The sequence below is a fragment of the Aquimarina sp. AU58 genome (genome assembly GCF_900312745.1).
In the GTDB taxonomy this organism is placed as follows: domain Bacteria; phylum Bacteroidota; class Bacteroidia; order Flavobacteriales; family Flavobacteriaceae; genus Aquimarina; species Aquimarina spinulae.
The window spans coordinates 35,344-53,373 of record NZ_OMPD01000009.1; the positions used below are offsets into that span (position 1 = coordinate 35,344).

Annotated in this window: 15 protein-coding genes and 1 tRNA gene; 3 read left to right on the top strand and 13 right to left on the bottom strand. The window is 32.6% G+C overall.

Annotation, left to right across the window (positions count from 1 at the left end):
- Positions 1 to 229: 229 nt before the first annotated feature.
- The 5 genes from DK441_RS06840 to DK441_RS06860 all read right to left on the bottom strand — a co-directional run bounded on the left by DK441_RS06840 (position 230) and on the right by DK441_RS06860 (position 5,467).
- The gene (locus DK441_RS06840) at positions 230 to 1,846 is read right to left on the bottom strand and encodes a discoidin domain-containing protein (protein WP_109098061.1); all 1,617 of its coding nucleotides are present in this window, start codon (positions 1,844 to 1,846) and stop codon (positions 230 to 232) included.
- Between the two features lie 261 nt (positions 1,847 to 2,107).
- On the bottom strand, positions 2,108 to 2,587 hold the full coding sequence (locus tag DK441_RS06845) for a hypothetical protein (protein ID WP_109098062.1): 480 nt from the start codon (positions 2,585 to 2,587) through the stop codon (positions 2,108 to 2,110).
- Between the two features lie 139 nt (positions 2,588 to 2,726).
- Positions 2,727 to 4,496: a M56 family metallopeptidase gene (locus DK441_RS06850; RefSeq protein ID WP_109098063.1), complete on the bottom strand. Its 1,770-nt coding sequence runs from the start codon at positions 4,494 to 4,496 to the stop codon at positions 2,727 to 2,729.
- Positions 4,497 to 4,501: 5 nt separating this feature from the next.
- Positions 4,502 to 4,861, bottom strand: a complete 360-nt coding sequence (locus DK441_RS06855) for a BlaI/MecI/CopY family transcriptional regulator (protein ID WP_109098064.1) — start codon at positions 4,859 to 4,861, stop codon at positions 4,502 to 4,504.
- 153 nt (positions 4,862 to 5,014) lie between these two features.
- Positions 5,015 to 5,467, bottom strand: coding sequence for a hypothetical protein (locus DK441_RS06860; protein ID WP_109098065.1), 453 nt, complete (start codon positions 5,465 to 5,467; stop codon positions 5,015 to 5,017).
- Between the two features lie 169 nt (positions 5,468 to 5,636).
- On the opposite strand from DK441_RS06860, the gene DK441_RS06865 reads away from it, so the two are divergent.
- Positions 5,637 to 6,137, top strand: coding sequence for a DUF456 domain-containing protein (locus DK441_RS06865; RefSeq protein ID WP_025663438.1), 501 nt, complete (start codon positions 5,637 to 5,639; stop codon positions 6,135 to 6,137).
- A 26-nt stretch (positions 6,138 to 6,163) separates the two neighbouring features.
- On the opposite strand, the gene DK441_RS06870 is transcribed toward DK441_RS06865, so the two are convergent.
- The 4 genes from DK441_RS06870 to DK441_RS06885 form a co-directional block, all read right to left on the bottom strand.
- The gene (locus tag DK441_RS06870) at positions 6,164 to 6,895 is read right to left on the bottom strand and encodes an SIMPL domain-containing protein (protein WP_109098066.1); all 732 of its coding nucleotides are present in this window, start codon (positions 6,893 to 6,895) and stop codon (positions 6,164 to 6,166) included.
- Between the two features lie 325 nt (positions 6,896 to 7,220).
- Positions 7,221 to 7,478 (bottom strand): GIY-YIG nuclease family protein, encoded by a 258-nt coding sequence (locus DK441_RS06875; protein ID WP_109098067.1) that lies wholly within the window; start codon positions 7,476 to 7,478, stop codon positions 7,221 to 7,223.
- A gap of 151 nt (positions 7,479 to 7,629) precedes the next feature.
- Positions 7,630 to 7,703: transfer RNA gene (locus tag DK441_RS06880), tRNA-Asp, on the bottom strand.
- 86 nt (positions 7,704 to 7,789) lie between these two features.
- The gene (locus DK441_RS06885; protein WP_109098068.1) at positions 7,790 to 8,719 is read right to left on the bottom strand and encodes a DUF58 domain-containing protein; all 930 of its coding nucleotides are present in this window, start codon (positions 8,717 to 8,719) and stop codon (positions 7,790 to 7,792) included.
- A 639-nt stretch (positions 8,720 to 9,358) separates the two neighbouring features.
- On the opposite strand from DK441_RS06885, the gene DK441_RS06890 reads away from it, so the two are divergent.
- Positions 9,359 to 10,081, top strand: coding sequence for a hypothetical protein (locus DK441_RS06890; RefSeq protein WP_160111974.1), 723 nt, complete (start codon positions 9,359 to 9,361; stop codon positions 10,079 to 10,081).
- Between the two features lie 146 nt (positions 10,082 to 10,227).
- On the opposite strand, the gene trxA is transcribed toward DK441_RS06890, so the two are convergent.
- The 4 genes from trxA to DK441_RS06910 form a co-directional block, all read right to left on the bottom strand.
- On the bottom strand, positions 10,228 to 10,545 hold the full coding sequence (trxA, locus tag DK441_RS06895; protein WP_025663434.1) for a thioredoxin: 318 nt from the start codon (positions 10,543 to 10,545) through the stop codon (positions 10,228 to 10,230).
- 186 nt (positions 10,546 to 10,731) lie between these two features.
- A complete protein-coding gene (locus tag DK441_RS06900) occupies positions 10,732 to 11,418 on the bottom strand; it encodes a hypothetical protein (protein ID WP_109098070.1) in 687 nt (228 codons plus the stop codon).
- Positions 11,419 to 11,693: 275 nt separating this feature from the next.
- The gene (gene dnaE / locus DK441_RS06905) at positions 11,694 to 16,079 is read right to left on the bottom strand and encodes a DNA polymerase III subunit alpha (protein ID WP_109098071.1); all 4,386 of its coding nucleotides are present in this window, start codon (positions 16,077 to 16,079) and stop codon (positions 11,694 to 11,696) included.
- A 216-nt stretch (positions 16,080 to 16,295) separates the two neighbouring features.
- Positions 16,296 to 17,135 (bottom strand): DUF6252 family protein, encoded by an 840-nt coding sequence (locus DK441_RS06910; RefSeq protein WP_074407190.1) that lies wholly within the window; start codon positions 17,133 to 17,135, stop codon positions 16,296 to 16,298.
- A gap of 343 nt (positions 17,136 to 17,478) precedes the next feature.
- Here DK441_RS06910 and DK441_RS06915 point away from each other — a divergent pair, with 343 nt between their 5' ends.
- Entirely contained in the window at positions 17,479 to 18,024 is a 546-nt protein-coding gene (locus DK441_RS06915; RefSeq protein ID WP_109098072.1) for a 30S ribosomal protein S16, read from the top strand.
- The last annotated feature ends 6 nt before the right edge of the window (positions 18,025 to 18,030 follow it).

An 18,030-nucleotide genomic window follows, 5' to 3' on the forward strand; every position in this document is an offset into this window, starting at 1 on the left:
AAAATAACTAAGTGATTGGTTACATATAGAAAGAAAAACTAAGCTGTACTTTATAAGAAAGTAAGTGCGGTAACTAAATAAAATTTTGAGTTTTTCTTTATTATTTTAACAAAGAAAAACTCAAAATTTTATAACATAAATATACCAACAGGTATAGGATACAGATAGTTTTATCAAATTATATCAGAGGAATTAGTACTGAAGTCTCCTTTAGATAGGTATTTTAGTGTTACTCTGTGATATCTATTTCAGAAAATGATAAGTTTTCGGCAGAAGTACTAGAATAAACCTCATCTACAATGATTCTCAAATGTTGTGCCCATATGCTTTGTCCAAAATTTATTTTTATTTCACGTGCTTCATTTTCAGAAGCAATATGTATATGTTTCATAACTGTCCAATTATCACCATAATAACTGGTTTCTACTTTTACGCTTTTGGGTCTAAAGTATCTCCCTTTTTTATCTGATAAAAGATATATACCATTAATGTATTTCCACTCATTGAAATTGGCTGTAATCACATGATTTCCTTTTGAGGAGATAATATAAGGCCACATACTATGCCAAAAAGTAGTTTTATCGCCATCAATCATTCGACTGGCGATATTGTTTCCTGATTTAGAATTGGCTGTAATTGTCCATGCAGACCGATTGGTATGACTAAATACGTTGTCTGATTTATTTACATCATCATTAGGTGTCTGTTTTGATACATCTGTAGTATAATCGTATTGTAACGGTGTGCTTTTTCTTCCGTTTTCGGTTACTACATACACCGATAAGGCCATTTTGTTTTTGTTGTTATCCTGGTAACCGTTAAAAATATCAGAATAGGGCATTACCAAACGAAATGAGTATTCATTTACATTTCTGGTAGCACCAGGAGTGGTAGTAAATGTTACCTCATCGTATCTGGGATTACCATTACCATTTTTGGGATACCCGTTATGTCCTATATAAATATGAGTAGGCCTTACAGAAGAAGTAAATTTACCTTCGGCAATAATCGCATTTTGATTGTTTTCTTTTTTGATCTCATATGTTACCATGTTTACTCCGGGATTATTTCCATAATAATTGATCCCGTTATTTCTACTATTAAACGTTTGGCTAACATTTAGCAAGGCACAACTAGATGGCAGCAAGAATGTTTCGTCTTCATTTCCTCTTTGGTAATGTCGATTACCAAATGACATCAACGATATATTTGGTAAATCTGATTTCCTATGAGCCATATGCGGTAGATTAAGCCCATGCCCCAATTCATGCATGATTCCTCCTAATTTATCACATTTTTTTAATTCGAACCCGTTAAAATATTTACCTGTAGGTTCAAGTTTAAAATTTTTGGAAGAAGCAAATGCCATTTTTCCTACTCCTACAAATGGAAGACCACTTCCTTCTTTTCCTAACACAAAAATATGTTGGCTATCTTTTTCACTAGGATTTTGTCTGAAATAGTTATTTACTTCACCTTTTATTTGAAGTCGGTTTTTACTATATTCTGAACTAGTTTTTTTACCTTTTATCTTTATTAGTTTCACTTTCCCATTTGAATTTATATTCAGTCCAAAGGTTTTTTTACCGTATCCCTGGGCATCCATTTGTACAGCATACCATTCCTGAATATATAACATTACATTGCTAACTCTATCTAAGAAGGCTTGGTTTACAGAAACATCGGTGGGTTCAAAAAATACTACATTTAGAGTGTGCTGATTCTGAGTGTTTATATTTTTGACGCTATTCAATTTTATTACAGATAAATCTTCAGTAATTTTTTCTTTTGAGCATGAAAAAAGCCCAAAGATTAAGAAAATAGATAAATACAATTTTGTTTTCATTTCATTATTGGTTTTAAGTTGAGTAAAATATATAATAAGGTGTTGGGATACACTTTAGGTTAACCTTAAACAATATTCTTTAGGAGATGGATATATCATACTATATACTCTATAGCAATAAAACATATCTTATTTTATTTTTTACTCCAGAACACATTGTAGAATTCTTAAGTAGGAAAGGAATATGAACGATTAAGAGTGTATGTTATTGTCTATGAGTTAAATATGGGTAAAAATGTACCATACTTAGATAATTTTGTACTAATCGATATGTATTACCAAAGGAAGTTTATAGAGTGTAGTGACAGGTGTACTACGGGTATGAGCAGGTTTAATCTCTGGTAGAGAACGAATACTTTTTTCTAAACGGTCTTTTAGATCTGGAATTTGCGCTTCTATATCGGGTGGTAAATTAAAATCTTCGAGTATAATTTCTCCCTTATTGGTTATAAGTAAAGGAACCCATATGGTATCATTAACAGCTTCTTTTACAGTAATCGTATGTTTTATAAGATCGTTATGTATATGTTGTGTGATTGTGTTCTGAAAGCATTGTTCTAGCTCTTCTTCAGATTTTCGTTTACAAGCTGCAAATAGTGGAGGTTGTTCTACCTCATTCCAATTTAGTTTCTCTAATCCTTCTTTTATGATATCGTCTTTATGCTCTTTTTTGAGCACAAAATCTTTACATGAAAACAACGTAAAAACCAATAGACCTATATACCAATTCCTTACACTCATTATGCGTAGACTATTTCGGATAGCCAAACTACATAAAATTTTTAAGAGAGAGAAATGATGATATTATTAAAGCCGAAGTTGTGTGCTTCGGCTATCTGGTCTTGATCTTTATTAGATTTTATCTTTTCATATTTAAAAATTAATGAATAGGATCATTATCATTTAGATCTAGAGTAATATTATAAGATGGAACATTATTACCTTTATCAGTTTTGATAACTGTAAAGTCAAGAATATCTTCACCAATTTCATTTGCTTTCTCATCTTTAAAGTATGCTATACAAACTCCATCTACTGTTTTTTCAGCATAATTGTCACCATATGAGATAATAAGCCTATATTCATTTTCAGGTATATTTCTAATAAAATACACTTCATTTCTTTTTATATAAGCCGTTCTGATGCTTTTTTCTGTGTCTAACGTAACAATTTGAACTATAACTTCAGCAGTATTACCAGTCGTAATCCTTAGATAATTATCTAGTTTTTTATCGTACGAAGAATTTTTATTAGGACATTTAGGCTCAGCCTGCCCATAATTATCTCCGTTAACAGTGGTGTTTGATTCTTCAGAAGATTCATCAGGTAATTCTGATTCTTTTTTTGTCATATCAATAGATAAATTATAGGATGGTATATTTATTCCTTTTTCCGTTTTTAGAATATTGAAATCTAGAATACCTTCACCAATTTCATTTGCTTTTTCATCTTTAAAGTATGCGATACAAACTCCGTCTACTGTTTTTTCAGCATAATTGTCTCCATATATAATATTGATCGTGTATTTTCCTTCAGGTATATTTCGTATATAAAAGGTTTGATCTTTTAAAAAATGAATAGTTCTTATTTTTTCTGAAGTTTCGGTGGAAATAATATCAAGAATAGCTTCAGAACTTTTTCCATTTCTTACTTTTAAATAATTGTCAATGTTTTTATCGTATAAAGATTGTTGATTAGGACATTGAGGTTCATGGCTTATTGATGGATTTGAGGAATCAGAATTTTCATTACTTTTTGAATTTTCAACAGTGTTGGTTAACTGGTTTGATTCTTCACCACAAGAGGTATAAACAAGTATTCCTGCAAGGATGGGAATCAATAGTAGATATTTAAATTTTGCAATAGTCTTAGATTTGGATTTTTGTAACATAAGGATTCTTTTTTTTATTAAGGATTGATTAAAAAATTGATTGACAAATGTGATTTCCTGTGTTTGAAAAGTCACATTTAATAATTGTTCGATATAATTTCGTTTATCTATAGTTGCAATAACAGTTGCATCTGCGATATATTCATGTAATATGGTAATTCTCGATTGGTAGATATGTATTATTGGATTCCACCACAATACAATCTTAAGTAGTTCAAACCATACTTGATCTAATGAATGTTTTTGTTCGACATGTACAATCTCATGAATTAGGATTTGCTTTTTTTCTGCTTCACTCAAAGCATCTCCCAGATAAATAGTATTCCAGAAAGAAAAAGCCTGATTGCTATTTGGGAGTGTGATAATCTTTTTGCTATTAAAATTAGCTTTAAACGAAACAGTTTTCAAAACTTTAAGTTTATAAAACTTTAGTATAAGTAACAATAAACTTAACCCCGCTCCAGTACAATATATAACCATCCACCAGTTCGTCGGGTTTTGATCGGCTCCTGTTGTGCCAAGAACAACTAAGTTTTCAGAAGAAATTGTAATAACCCGTTCCAGTTTTGTAACATACACTTGAGATGTTTGATTTCTAAAGGCCTGGATTTTTACAAAAGGCAGAACTAATGATAAAAGTGGTGTAATAATCAAATACAACCTATTCCAGTTAAAGAAGGTGTCCTTTTTATGAAAAACATCATAAAGCGCTAGAAATAGTACTTGAAAAATAACAGTTTGTAGTAGGTAGTAGAGCATGATTTCTATTTTTCGTTATCTAATTCTTTTAAAATCTGTTCGAGATCTTTGATATCCATATCGTTCTTTTTTACAAAAAAAGAGACCATATTTCTAAAAGATCCATTAAAATAATTGTTCATCAGCTTGTTAAGAGATTGATTGCTATATTCTTCTTTTTTTACAAGAGGGAAGTAGATATATCCTTTGCCTTTTTTACGATGAGAAACAAATTTTTTGTTTTCCAGGATTCTTATGATGGTAGAAATGGTGTTGTATGCAGGCTTGGGTTCTGGCATTTGCTCAATAATAGAAGCGACATTGGCTTCTTCTAATTGCCATAACCACTGCATTACTTCTTCTTCTGCTTTTGTGAGTTGTTTCATTTATTTGTTATTAAATTTCGTTTCAGTAAAGTGAAAATAATTTAACTAAAAACTTAGTTCTATGAAGCAAATATAACTAAAAAATTAGTTTAAACTAATTTTTTAGTTAAAAAAATGAAGATTGGATGTGTGTTTAAAAACTAAGATTCAGAATTAATCGTTACCCGTTATTCGTTTTTGTGAAGATAAGTTGATCTCTGTTGTTTGTACATCAAATACAATAGGTAAGGTATATACGTCTTCAAAAATTTCTTTCTCTTTTGAGGAGGTTTTTTCTGATTTTGGAATTGTGTACGGAAAAGATTGTAGGGTTTTTATGGCTTCTAATTCTAACTCCATAGAAGAAGATTTTGCCTGGATATCAACTATTCGACCAATTTGATCGATTTTAAATCGTACGTACACTCTGTTGGTTCCTGGTTTTGCATATGGTGTTATTTCGGCAATATTATAATTGGTATCTACAAATTCTTGTATTACGGTAATAATGCAGTTTTGTCTTATGCGTTCATTGGTCGAATCTTTGCATTTTAGAATTGGATTATTTTGGGAAAAAGATGCCGAAAATATCATCAATCCAAAAAGTAATACTAAAAAAGATCGCATAATTTTGGGGTAGTTTTAAATCAATTATAGGATTGTTTGTATTTGTTGGAGCAAAAAAATAAAATAAAAATGTATTAAAAGAGATATGAAGGTATTAATAGATGAAACGCATTGTTAATTGATATTTGCGTAACAAATCAGAAACATTTTCGTCATATAAATAAAGAGCATGGATATAGCATTAATCATCATAGGGTTTTTATTTTGCCTTCTGGGTTTGGTAGGAAGTTTTCTTCCTGTACTACCTGGGCCATTTACTTCGTGGATAGGGTTATTGATTATTCATTTCACAGATGCTATCCCACAAAACTGGACTTTTTTAGGAATTACTTTAGGGATATCGATAGTAGTTTGGGTTCTTGATTATATCGTTCCTGCTCTGGGTACAAAACGGTTTGGAGGCACCAAATATGGAATGATAGGTAGTTCTATAGGCCTTATTATCGGGATCATTTTTATGGGGCCTTTTGGTATCATAATAGGCCCTTTTGCGGGAGCTTTTATAGGCGAACTCATAAGAGATAGTAGTGAGTCTTCAAAAGCATTAAAAGCTGCTTTTGGTTCCTTTATTGGTTTTTTGGCGGGTACATTTCTTAAGTTTATTGTATCCGTAGGATTCCTCATATTCTTTTTTGTAAAAGTATGGGAGAATTGGGGAGAACTGTTTTAAATTCTCGAGCAAAAACTATAAATACATTATTTTAGTGTGTAGATAAGTTTTGTGGTAATAGAAGCCGTTTTTTCTCTCGAAGAGGTATTCAGTGCTCCACCCCATGAATGATCTTCTCCAGAATATTTACCGGTTATTTGAAAAATACCCATTTTGGCAAGAGTTAATTCTCCGAGTGTTGAACCAGAATTCTTAGCTATTTTTTCTGCTCTTAGTTGTGCGTTTTCGGTTGCTTTAGAAATCATTTCGATTTTTAGCTCTGCTAGTTTTGTATAGTAATATCGCGGTTTTTTTGAAGAAAACTGAACTCCTTTGTTTAATAATATTGTGATCTCTCTAGATATTTTTTCAACCTTTTCGATTTCATTAGAATTTATTTTTATGGTTTGTGATAGTTGATATCCTGTAAAGCTTTCACCAAGATAATTACCGATACTAGAGTAATTAGGTTTTGTAATACGATTGGTTGTCACTGCATCAAAAACTACAGTTTTTATATCGATACCGTTGGCACTTAAATAATCAGCAACTGTTTTTTTATCTTCTTTAAGATCGTTATACGCTTGTTGCAGGTCGGTATTTGCTTTGATGAATTCTCCTTCCCAAACAATAAGGTCTGAAGTGAAATTGGTGGTACCATGACCTGTTACGGCAATTGTTCTTTCAGTTTTATTGCGATTCATGTACGCATTTCCTAAAACAATAGAAGAAATGACTATGGCTAACGAAAATAGAACAGAGCTAATATTGGTTTTCATTTTTTTGAAATTTTATGCAGGTCTAAGGTAAGCATAAAAAAAGCGTTGAAATCCCCCGAATACAGTGAATTTTAGATGATTAATTGTTAAAATTATGATTATATGTTCTTGTTTTGAACTTGATTAGAAAAAAGAGAAATTTTTGTGAATTAAAAAAAGCCTCTCCAAATTTATGGAAAAGCTTCTCATCGGTTTACTACTAAACCATTCTCACATTAAGCGTGAGACAACACAACATTTTCTTGCTAAAAAAAGCCTCAACAAGTATTGAGGCTTTTTTGCAATTTTGCGGTCTGGATCCCGAGTACTCGGGAAACCCGCGATCTCAATTTTTATTTTGAATTAACTTGAGGTAGAAATTTTTGTTTTTCTGTTTTTTAAGAAAACGTTCTCTTTTGATTGCATCACTTTTTGAAGAAAACTCTTCGGTATAAACTAGTTTCCACGGAATTTTTTTAGAAGTATATCTGCTGTTTCCATTATTGTGTTTGTTTATTCTTTCTTCAATATTAGCAGAGTATCCGATATAAAAAGAATCATCTTTCAAACTTTGAATTATGTATACGGTGTATATTAGATTCATTTTATATTGAATTAAAAAAAGCCTCTCCAAATTTATGGAAAAGCTTCTCATCGGTTTACTACTAAACCATTCTCACATTAAGCGTGAGACAACACAACATTTTCTTGCTAAAAAAAGCCTCAACAAGTATTGAGGCTTTTTTGCAATTTTGCGGTCTGGACGGGACTCGAACCCGCGACCCCCTGCGTGACAGGCAGGTATTCTAACCAGCTGAACTACCAGACCAAAGCCTTATTGCGGATGCAAATATACACCTCATTTTATTACCTGCAAATGTTTTTTTTGTTTTTTTTGTTTTTGAAATAGTTAACTTATATAAATTTCTGTCTTTCAACAAAATAAGTGGTTAATATTTTATCAAAATCTTTTGTGGTATCGGCCTCGACATATTTTATACCATATTGGGCACATTTCATTTTTAAATCATAAAAATAAGAAGATACTGCTTTTTGATAATTATCTTTTATGTTATCGGCGTATAAGTTGATATGATCACCTGTTTCTACATCTACAAATCGAGTAGGTCGGTTGCTAAAATCAAAATTTAATTCTTTCTCGCTATCAAACGTATGAAAAAGAATAACTTCATGTTTGTTGTATTTAAGGTGTCTAAGAGCTTCAAATAGCTTATCAGGATTAGAGGTCGCTTGTAGCATATCTGTGAACAAAAAAATCAATGATCGACGATGTATTTTTTCGGCAATCAGGTGTAGAAACTTAAACGTATCTGTATTCTTACTTTTGGATGTACTTGTTATCGTTTGATTTAATTGGTTAAGTAACATTTGATGATGTCTCTCGCTACCTTTTTCGGGAGCATAATAATCGTATTCATCACTATAAATGCTTAATCCAATAGCATCGCGTTGTTTTTTAAGAATATTCATTAAACAGGCCGTAGCTAATACCGAAAAACTAATTTTGTTTAAAGAATCCAAGTGATGCTCCTTTACATAAGGATAGTGCATAGAAGAAGAATTGTCGATAATAATATGACATCTTAGATTTGTTTCTTCTTCATACCGTTTGGTAAATAATTTATCTGTTTTGGCAAAAAGTTTCCAGTCTATGTGTTTGGTGCTCTCCCCATTATTATACACTTTATGTTCTGCAAACTCTGCAGAAAAACCATGAAAAGGACTTTTATGCATTCCGGATATAAATCCTTCAACAACTTGTTTTGCAAGTAACTCCAGATTAGTGAACCCTCCGGTTTTATTAATCTCTTTTTGAATGTCCATAATCATTTTAGTAATTGAAAAGAATGCTGCATTTAGAAAGAATAATAAACATAATTTATTACTGCTAAAGATAATAATTGTTGTTGAATATCTGTAATCACCAATAATTAATTACAAAGTTCTTTTTTTGAGAAAAGGTAATTTAAACATCTTTTTAAAGAAATAAACACGCAATTAGAGCAAGATCTAACCATATTAAAGACTCCTGTCTTTACTATAGAGTTTTTATTTAGTCTTTTAAAACTCTTAAATGAATAATTTGTTTTTTTAAAAAACCGATATTTTTTTGAGAAAAAAATTAAAAAACTAATTTGAAGTATTATAAAAGTGTAAATCATTTGTACATTTTATGTATTTTATTTCGGATATACTTTGATAAATTAGGACTGTATTTAAAGTAGTAAATACATTTATATTGAAATAATTTTATTCTTCACTCTAGAAGTAATATCACAACATGTTTTTAACCTCTTTTAAGGTTAATTCTTAGGAACTTGCCTTGTATAAAGAGGAAAATTTAGAAATCTAATGTTTTTGTTAAAAAATGAAAATTTGATTATATACCCCATGTAGTTTATCACATGGCTTGCTTAATTCAAAAACCAAACTCACGTATAGCTATCTTAAAACCAAATTATTATGAAAAAAGTCCAATTTATAAAAAGAGTGAAGTTATTATCAGTAGCTCTTATTCTCGCAATTTTTATGACAAATTGTGAAAAGGATAATGCCAACGATTTTGTTCAAGAAGAAAATTCTCAATCTATTAACTGGGAAACTACTGATCCTGATGTTATAAGATCTATTTCAGAGGAGATAGAATCTAGTATTAAAAGCAAGAGACTTCAAGTTGAAGTGTATCGTAATTTCAGACTTTATGTGGATCAGAATACCCCACGGGATATAATCAATATAGCAAAAGGAGAGATTGACCAGGTTTATTCTGTGGGATTAAAAAGCACTACAGTAAGACGTATGAATAATGTTAGATCAATTCACTTGGCTCCAACAGGACAAACAGGGCTGTTTTACTATAACAGGCGAATAGTTATTAATGATTATGATACCTATAGAAGGGTGGCAAGAGGTGAAGGCAATGTGGCTTTTCATGAACTTGTGCATTATTATCATGATGTCTATATACCGGGAGGATTTCGTAATAGACAATTGACAAATCTTTATTATAATGCCAGATCTAGGAATATATACCCTCGACAAGCATATGTAATGAGTAACGTGGTTGAATATTTAGGTGTAAGTGCAGAGGCGTATTTTACAGGTACGGGTCGTGAACCTTATAATAGAGCTAGGGTAAATAGGTTAGACCCTGACTTAGCCGCTTATATATCTAACAATTTTTAAATTTTTAATAAACCTATAATTTATATTATATATGGGTTTGGTCTTTTATGTATAATCGGATTAAAATGAGTTTTACATAAAAACAAAAACCAGGTTGTCTAAAAAAAGATAACCTGGTTTTTTTAATGCTGATAATTAATGTTCTTCTACAAAAGAGAGTCTAATGCTTCTGCATATACATTCTTAGGAGAAACTCCTACCTGACGTCCTACTACTTCTCCATTTTGAAAAACCAATACTGTAGGAATATTTCTTACACCGTATTTTGCAGCAAATTCTTGATTCGCATCAACATCTACTTTGCCTACAACGGCTTTTCCGTTATATTCTTCACTAATTTGTTCGATGATAGGGCCTACCATTCTACATGGACCACACCAAGCTGCCCAAAAATCAACCAATACAGGTTTGTCACTTTTAAGTACTACCTCGTCAAAAGTAGCATCTGTTATTTCTAGTGCCATAGTTATTTATTGTTTAAAAATTCTTATTATTTTAATATTCACAAAATTAGTCAATAATTCTACCAAAGCTTACATCAGTAATATTTGTTTTGACTATAGGGTTATTTGGTTTTCTGATACCAAATATAATATGAAAGTATTACTTTATAGCAAATTACATCTCAAAAATGAGTGATATGAGCTTAATTATTTTAGAATTTTAAGTTGTTTGGATAGATGTTGTATTGAAACCAGATGAGAAAATAATACAATAGGAACTACTACAGATGCTAACCAAACGAATGGAAAATACAACAAAGCAATATTAGGCTGATCAAAACCAAACTGCTGAAATGGGAAAGGAAAGGAAAGTATAGCATTTACCACTATAAATAATAATAAGAATAGGCATACCAAATTCCATCTTAATAGAAATCTAGTAGAGGCGATTTTATGTATATATCCAAAATAGCATACAAATGGAGCTGTTATTCCTGCAAAAATATCAAAATTTCTACCCGAAAAAGTCATGAGCTCTGGTATAGATTGATGTAAAAATAACCAGTATAATACAAGCTCTATCGGTATTCTTATAATATGTAGTAATGTGAGTATTTTGATATTAAGCTTACTAATGAATGTCTTTCCTTTTTGTATAAAAAACAAGAGAATGATAAATAACACAGGAGGAATAATAGCTAAGCCAAAGCGAGGAGGTAGTGAAGTTTCTAAATAAAAAGATGAATATCCTAATATCGCCTGTATACTTGCCCATATTATAATAAGAGACAAAGCCGTTTTTGAACTATGTGATGCTTTATAAAATAAAAAAATAGTAATACATGTAGTGATAATAAAAATAATTGAAATATAAGGAGCTGAATTTTCTAACATAACAGAGTTTTATACCTAACAAAATTGCTGTGTATTATATAGTGTCATGAGCAATTGTACTTGGTGTTATTTGAGTACATGTTCTTTATTGTAATGTTGTATACTCACAACAAATGTAATAGGTTCTCAAATCAAAATTCTTGACTTATGACAAGAAAAGTAATAAGTGAGAAGTTTCTGGTAATTTTCTAGATATAAGAAAATTATGTTCGACTTAACAGTTTTTTATTACTTGTTTTTTCATAGATCGCAAGCTATTTCTGTGTATAGATAGTTTAATTTAACTTATAATAGATAGATTCATCCTCAAGAGCTATGAGTAATTCTTGAGAAATGTTTACTTTTTGTTTTCGACTAGGCATGTGCAGTTTTAATTGTTCGGCCATTTCGTAGATTACAAAATTAAGTGTATGATTTCCCGAATGTTCTGTTAGTAATTCTTTTAGGTTGTCTATTCTAGAATCAGAAAGCTCATTAATATCCATTTGAATTGTAAGCTTTCTTGCATAGGTTTCCATCACATCGTGTAGCAGTTGAAAACTATTAAATTGTATCCTGGGATCTCCTTTTTTACCAGTATCACGGTTTACCCAACCTTCTTTAATAAAAGCTTTAGCATATACAAATGTACTTTTTACCAGGAAAGGACGATGTTTTAAATATTCTTCACCAAAAATTCTGAATTCGTGTGCTGTATTATAATCTTCTATCACAAATGTAGCCCAGCCTTTACCGTTTTTAGATGTACGATGTTCTACGTTAGAAATTACTCCCCCAAAAGAAATTTCACGATTAATGTTGCTTTCGAGATCTGCAAAATTAAGCAAGGTACCATTACAAAAATATTTCATTTCATATTTAAAATCATCTAGCGGATGACCAGAGAGATATATTCCTACTACTTCTTTTTCACGGGCTAATTTTTCCATTGTTCCCCATTCTTCACAGGGTGGTACAATGGGTTCTGGGATTTGTACATCGCTCGACTCTCCAAATAAACTAACTTGTGAAGAATTTTCACTTTCCTGAAATTTGGATCCATATCGTACTGCTTTTTCTAAGAAAGTGACACCATCTCCTTCTTCATGAAAATATTGTCCTCTATGAGTTTCAGAAAAGGAATCAAAACCTCCTGCCAAAGCTAAACTTTCAAATGCTTTTTTGTTAGCAGCTCTAAGATCGATACGTTTCGCAAGGTCAAAAATAGATCTGTATGGTCCGTCTTCTTTTCGGTTTTCTACTATGGTGGCTACAGCACCAGTTCCTACTCCTTTAATAGCTCCCATTCCAAAACGAACGGCCCCATCTTTGTTTACCGAAAATTTACGGTAGGATTCATTTACATCGGGTCCAAGAACATCTAGCTTCATGCGTTTACATTCTTCCATAAAGAAAGTGACCTGTTTGATGTCGTTCATGTTATTAGACAGTACGGCAGCCATATATTCTGCAGGATAATGTGCTTTAAGATATGCTGTCTGGTATGCAATCCAGGCATAGCAGGTAGAGTGAGATTTATTAAATGCGTAAGCAGCAAAAGCTTCCCAGTCTTTCCATATTTTTTCTAGTTTGTCTTCTGCATGGCCTTTTTCTGAAGCTTGTTTTATAAACTTAGGCTTCATCTTATCAAGTACGGCTTTTTGTTTTTTACCCATTGCTTTACGAAGCACATCGGCTTCACCTTTGGTGAAATTTGCCAGCTTTTGAGAAAGCAACATCACCTGCTCTTGATATACTGTAATTCCGTACGTTTCTTTTAAGTACTCTTCGCAAGCTTCGAGGTCATAAATGATTTCTTCTGTACCGTGTTTTCTATTGATAAAACTAGGGATATATTCTAATGGTCCGGGGCGATACAAGGCATTCATTGCAATAAGATCGGCAAAAACAGTAGGCTTAAGTTCCTTCATGTATTTTTGCATCCCGGGAGATTCATATTGAAACACTCCAACAGTTTCTCCTCTTTGGAAAAGAGCATAGGTTTCTTCGTCGTCAAGAGGGAAATTTTCGGGATCTAATTCTACTCCATGCTTTGCTTTTACAATCTTAACGGTGTCCTTAATCAGGGTTAGTGTTTTTAACCCCAGGAAATCCATTTTTAGTAGCCCTGCATTTTCTACCACAGAGTTATCAAACTGCGTACAATACATGTCAGAATCCTTAGCTAATGCTACAGGGACAAATTTGGTAATGTCGTCTGGTGTAATGATAACACCGCAGGCATGAATCCCGGTGTTTCTAACCGAACCTTCTAATACCCTGGCCTGGTTAAGTGTTTCTGCTTCAAGATCACTACCTTCGGCGATATTAAGGAGTTCATTAACTTTTTCTAATTCATCACTTCTAAATTTTTTCTTTAATATAGCTTCGTCCACACCAAAAATCTTTCCGAGTTTCGACATGTTAGGGATAAGCTTTGCAATACGATCTGCATCACCAAGAGGAAGGTCTAGTACTCGTGCCGTATCTCGTATAGAAGATTTTGCTGCCATCGTACCATATGTAATGATCTGTGCTACTTGGTTGGCACCGTATTTTTCGATTACATAATCCATAACACGACCTCGACCTTCATCATCAAAATCAATATCAATATCGGGCATACTTACACGATCTGGATTTAAGAAACGCTCAAAAAGTAAGTCGTATTTAATAGGGTCGAGATTAGTGATCCATAGACAATAAGCTACTGCTGATCCTGCTGCCGATCCACGACCAGGCCCTACAGAGACTCCCATATCCCGGGCGGCACGAATAAAGTCTTCTACAATCAGGAAATATCCTGGATATCCGGTTTTTTCAATTACTTTTAATTCAAAATCCAGACGTTCATCTATTTCAGGAGTAATTTCATTGTAACGAATCTTTGCACCCTCATAGGTGATATGTCGTAGATATGCATTTTCCCCTCGTTTACCACCATCGATTAAATCTTCTTCAGATTGAAACTCTTCTGGGATATCAAAAGCTGGTAACAATACATCTCTGGCAAGCTCAAAAGGTTCTATTTTATCTACAACTTCCTGAATATTTATGATGGCTTCAGGTAAGTCTTTAAAAAGACTTTTCATTTCTTCCTGAGGCTTAAAATAGTATTCTTGATTGGGTAACCCGTATCGATACCCTCTGCCACGACCAATAGGGGTGGCTTGTTTTTCTCCGTCTTTTACACATAAAAGAATATCATGGGCATTAGCATCTTCTTTTTCGCAGTAATATGTGTTGTTAGAGGCAACGAGTTTAATGTTGTGTTTTTTTGCAAATTGAACCAATACCTGATTTACTCTATTTTCATCTTCTTGGTTATGCCGCATAATCTCGATATAGAGATCATCTCCGAATTCCTGATGCCACCATAATAATGCTTCTTCAGCTTGTTTTTCTCCAATATTGAGCACTTTACTAGGAACTTCACCATACAAGTTTCCGGTAAGAACAATAATATCTTCTTTGTATTGTTTAATGACTTCTTTGTCAATCCTGGGAACATAATAAAATCCATTAACAAAAGCGGTAGAAGACATTTTGGCCAGATTGTGATACCCGTTTTTGTTTTTGGCTAACAGTACTATTTGATATCCGTTATCTTTTCTGGATTTATCTGTGTGATTTTCACAAACAAAGAATTCGCAGCCTACGATAGGCTTCATTTCTATCCCTTCGGGTTCTTGTCCATTTTCTATTGCTTCAGCATTAGCTGCTTTTACAGTTTTATTGTGATTAGAGACTCCCTGAACAAAATGAAAAGCTCCCATCATATTGGCATGGTCTGTCATGGCGACAGCATTCATTTTATGTTGTGCAGCCACTTTTATTAAATCAGGGATACTGGTTGTTGATTGTAATACCGAGAACTGAGTATGATTATGCAGATGGGCAAAGTCAACTTTATCCAGAACAGCAATATTATCATCGATCTCTTGTTGAGATAAGTCAGAATCTCCTTTTTTTGTAAGAGCTTCCTGGATTTTTTGAGAAGCCTTTTTGAGATTTATGTGTTTTAAACCTATTAGCTGAATCGTTTGAGGATTAGCCTCTACGAAATTTTGAAAATAATCTGGTGCTACATCAAGTTCTTCAATGGTAAAAATTTGTTTACGAATCAATTCAAGAAAACATCGGGTAGTAGCTTCTACATCGGCAGTAGCGTTATGTGCTTCGCCAAAAGCGGTACCAAATAGGTGCTGATGAAGTTCTGTAAGTGTAGGGAGTTTAAATTTTCCTCCACGACCTCCTGGGATTTGGCATAATTCTGCCGTGACTTCGGTACAAGTATCTAAAACAGGAAGCTCCTGTAAATTATTTTCTAGGCCAAGGCGGTAGAATTCTGCGCCCATAATATTAACATCAAATCCAACATTTTGTCCGACAACAAATTTGGTTTTGGATAGGGCGATATTAAATTTATCTAATACTTCTTGTAGTGTAATCCCGTCTTGTGTTGCTAACTCAGTCGAAATACCATGAATTTTTTCTGCATCATATGGGATATTAAATCCATCAGGTTGTACCAGGTAATCTTGATGTTCGATACAGTTTCCCATAGCGTCGTGTAACTGCCATGCGATTTGTATACATCTTGGCCAGTTATCGGTATCGCTAATAGGGGCATCCCATCGTTTGGGTAAACCAGTGGTTTCAGTATCAAAAACTAAGTACATAAAAAGAAGTGTTTCAAGAAAATTATCCCTTACAAAGGACTTTCAAAAATAACCAAAATGACACTTCGATTTTCGAAAAGTTATTCAGAATTATTAACTATAGTTTTGTGTGTTATCGATACAAGAAAGTAAGTGTATGAAAAAAGCGATCATTTCATGAATGATCGCTTTTTATGAGCAAAGTCGAGTAGGGTAATTATTTAGGGGTAATAAATATTAATAACCAAAATCAAAGGAGCCTTGTGATATTTGAGAACCACTTCTGGTTTCAAATTCAAAACTTCCACTAATACATTTGGTTTCGATATCGTGACTTGTAATAATAAGAGTTCCTGACAATGCAGAGGACTTATCATTATTTACTTCGTAAGAAGCACTATAGTTTCCAGATCCAGTTAGTGGGTATGTGCCTGGTGCTACATTAGCCATAAACACAATATTTACTTCTTCGGTTTCATTGGTAGCAGTAATGAGAATAGAAGCATCATCTACACCAAATAATTTGGCAGTATGATTATCGGTAATCATTTCTGTATTATTCACCAAAGCAGTTAAAGATGCATTAAGCAAACAAGGGTTAATTTCTTGAGTTACCTCTTCTTCAATTGTGCCATTTTCTAATGGTAATCTATAAAACCATCCATTATTAAAATCTACTGGATTACCATTGTCATCTTTAAGATCTTTAAAATGAAAATTACCAGAAATTTCATTGTTATATATTTCTGTTATCGACACTTCGCCTTCGGTTTCTCCGTCTTTAGAAATGAATTTTGTTTGATTTTTTTGAAAACTAACCTTGCTTATAGTTTGAAGAGCTGTCTTATACGTTCCAATGTTAGTAGATGTAGTCGTAAAGCTTATCGATTTGTCTCCCGAGCTTCCTGATATTACTAATGTACCATCTTCATAAATAACAGCTTTTTTAATAGATGATCTAAATAACTCACCATCAATTTTTGCTTGTAAAGCAGGTGTGTTTATTTCGATATCTGTAGAGCATGAAGTTAAAAAAAGGCAGATTACTGCCAATAGAGGGGTAATTTTTTTAATCATAGGCTTGGGGCTTTAGTATGATTTTATTACGGAAAAACCGTAAAAATATGTTTACACCTACAAACATATGATGAAAATATTAAGAAAACAATTTTTTCATCGAAAAAAAGCATATTTTATCGATGAAATACACAAAATATCATTTTGTCCTAATAAAATACGGGATTAAGAAGTGTTTTTTATCATAAAAATAGAGTTTATGAGCCTGCTTTTGTGTACATCATTTCTATAAATGATTATTTTACAGAGAATAAACTTTTATTTGTTGATTCGAATTGATTAAAAATAGTTACCTTTGCGCCCTTAATTATGAACAGGGTCGAGTACCCAAAAATTAATTTATATGCCTGTTAAAATTAGATTACAGAGACATGGTAAAAAAGGGAAGCCTTTTTACTGGATCGTAGCAGCAGATGCTAGATCAAAAAGAGATGGTAGATTTCTTGAAAAATTAGGGACTTATAATCCTAATGTAAATCCTGCAAGTATTGACTTAGATATTGATGGAGCTGTAAAGTGGTTACAGAATGGTGCACAACCAACCGATACTGCAAAAGCTATCTTATCTTATAAAGGAGCATTATTAAAAAATCACCTTGCTGGTGGAGTAAGAAAAGGTGCTTTAACAGAAGAACAAGCTGAAGAAAAATACCAAGCTTGGGTATCTGAAAAAGAAGGATCTGTTGATGCAAAGAAAGATATATTAGCAAAGGCTGAAGCGGCGGCAAAAGCTAAAGCTTTGGAGGCTGAGAAAGAAGTGAATGCTAAACGTGAAGCTGCAGCAAAAGCTGAAGAAGTTGAAGAAACTGCTGCTGAAGCGGAAGAAGCTGCTACAGAAGAAGTTGCTGAAGCAGAGGTAACAGAAAAAGCTAGCAACGAAGAAGAATAGTTGCAT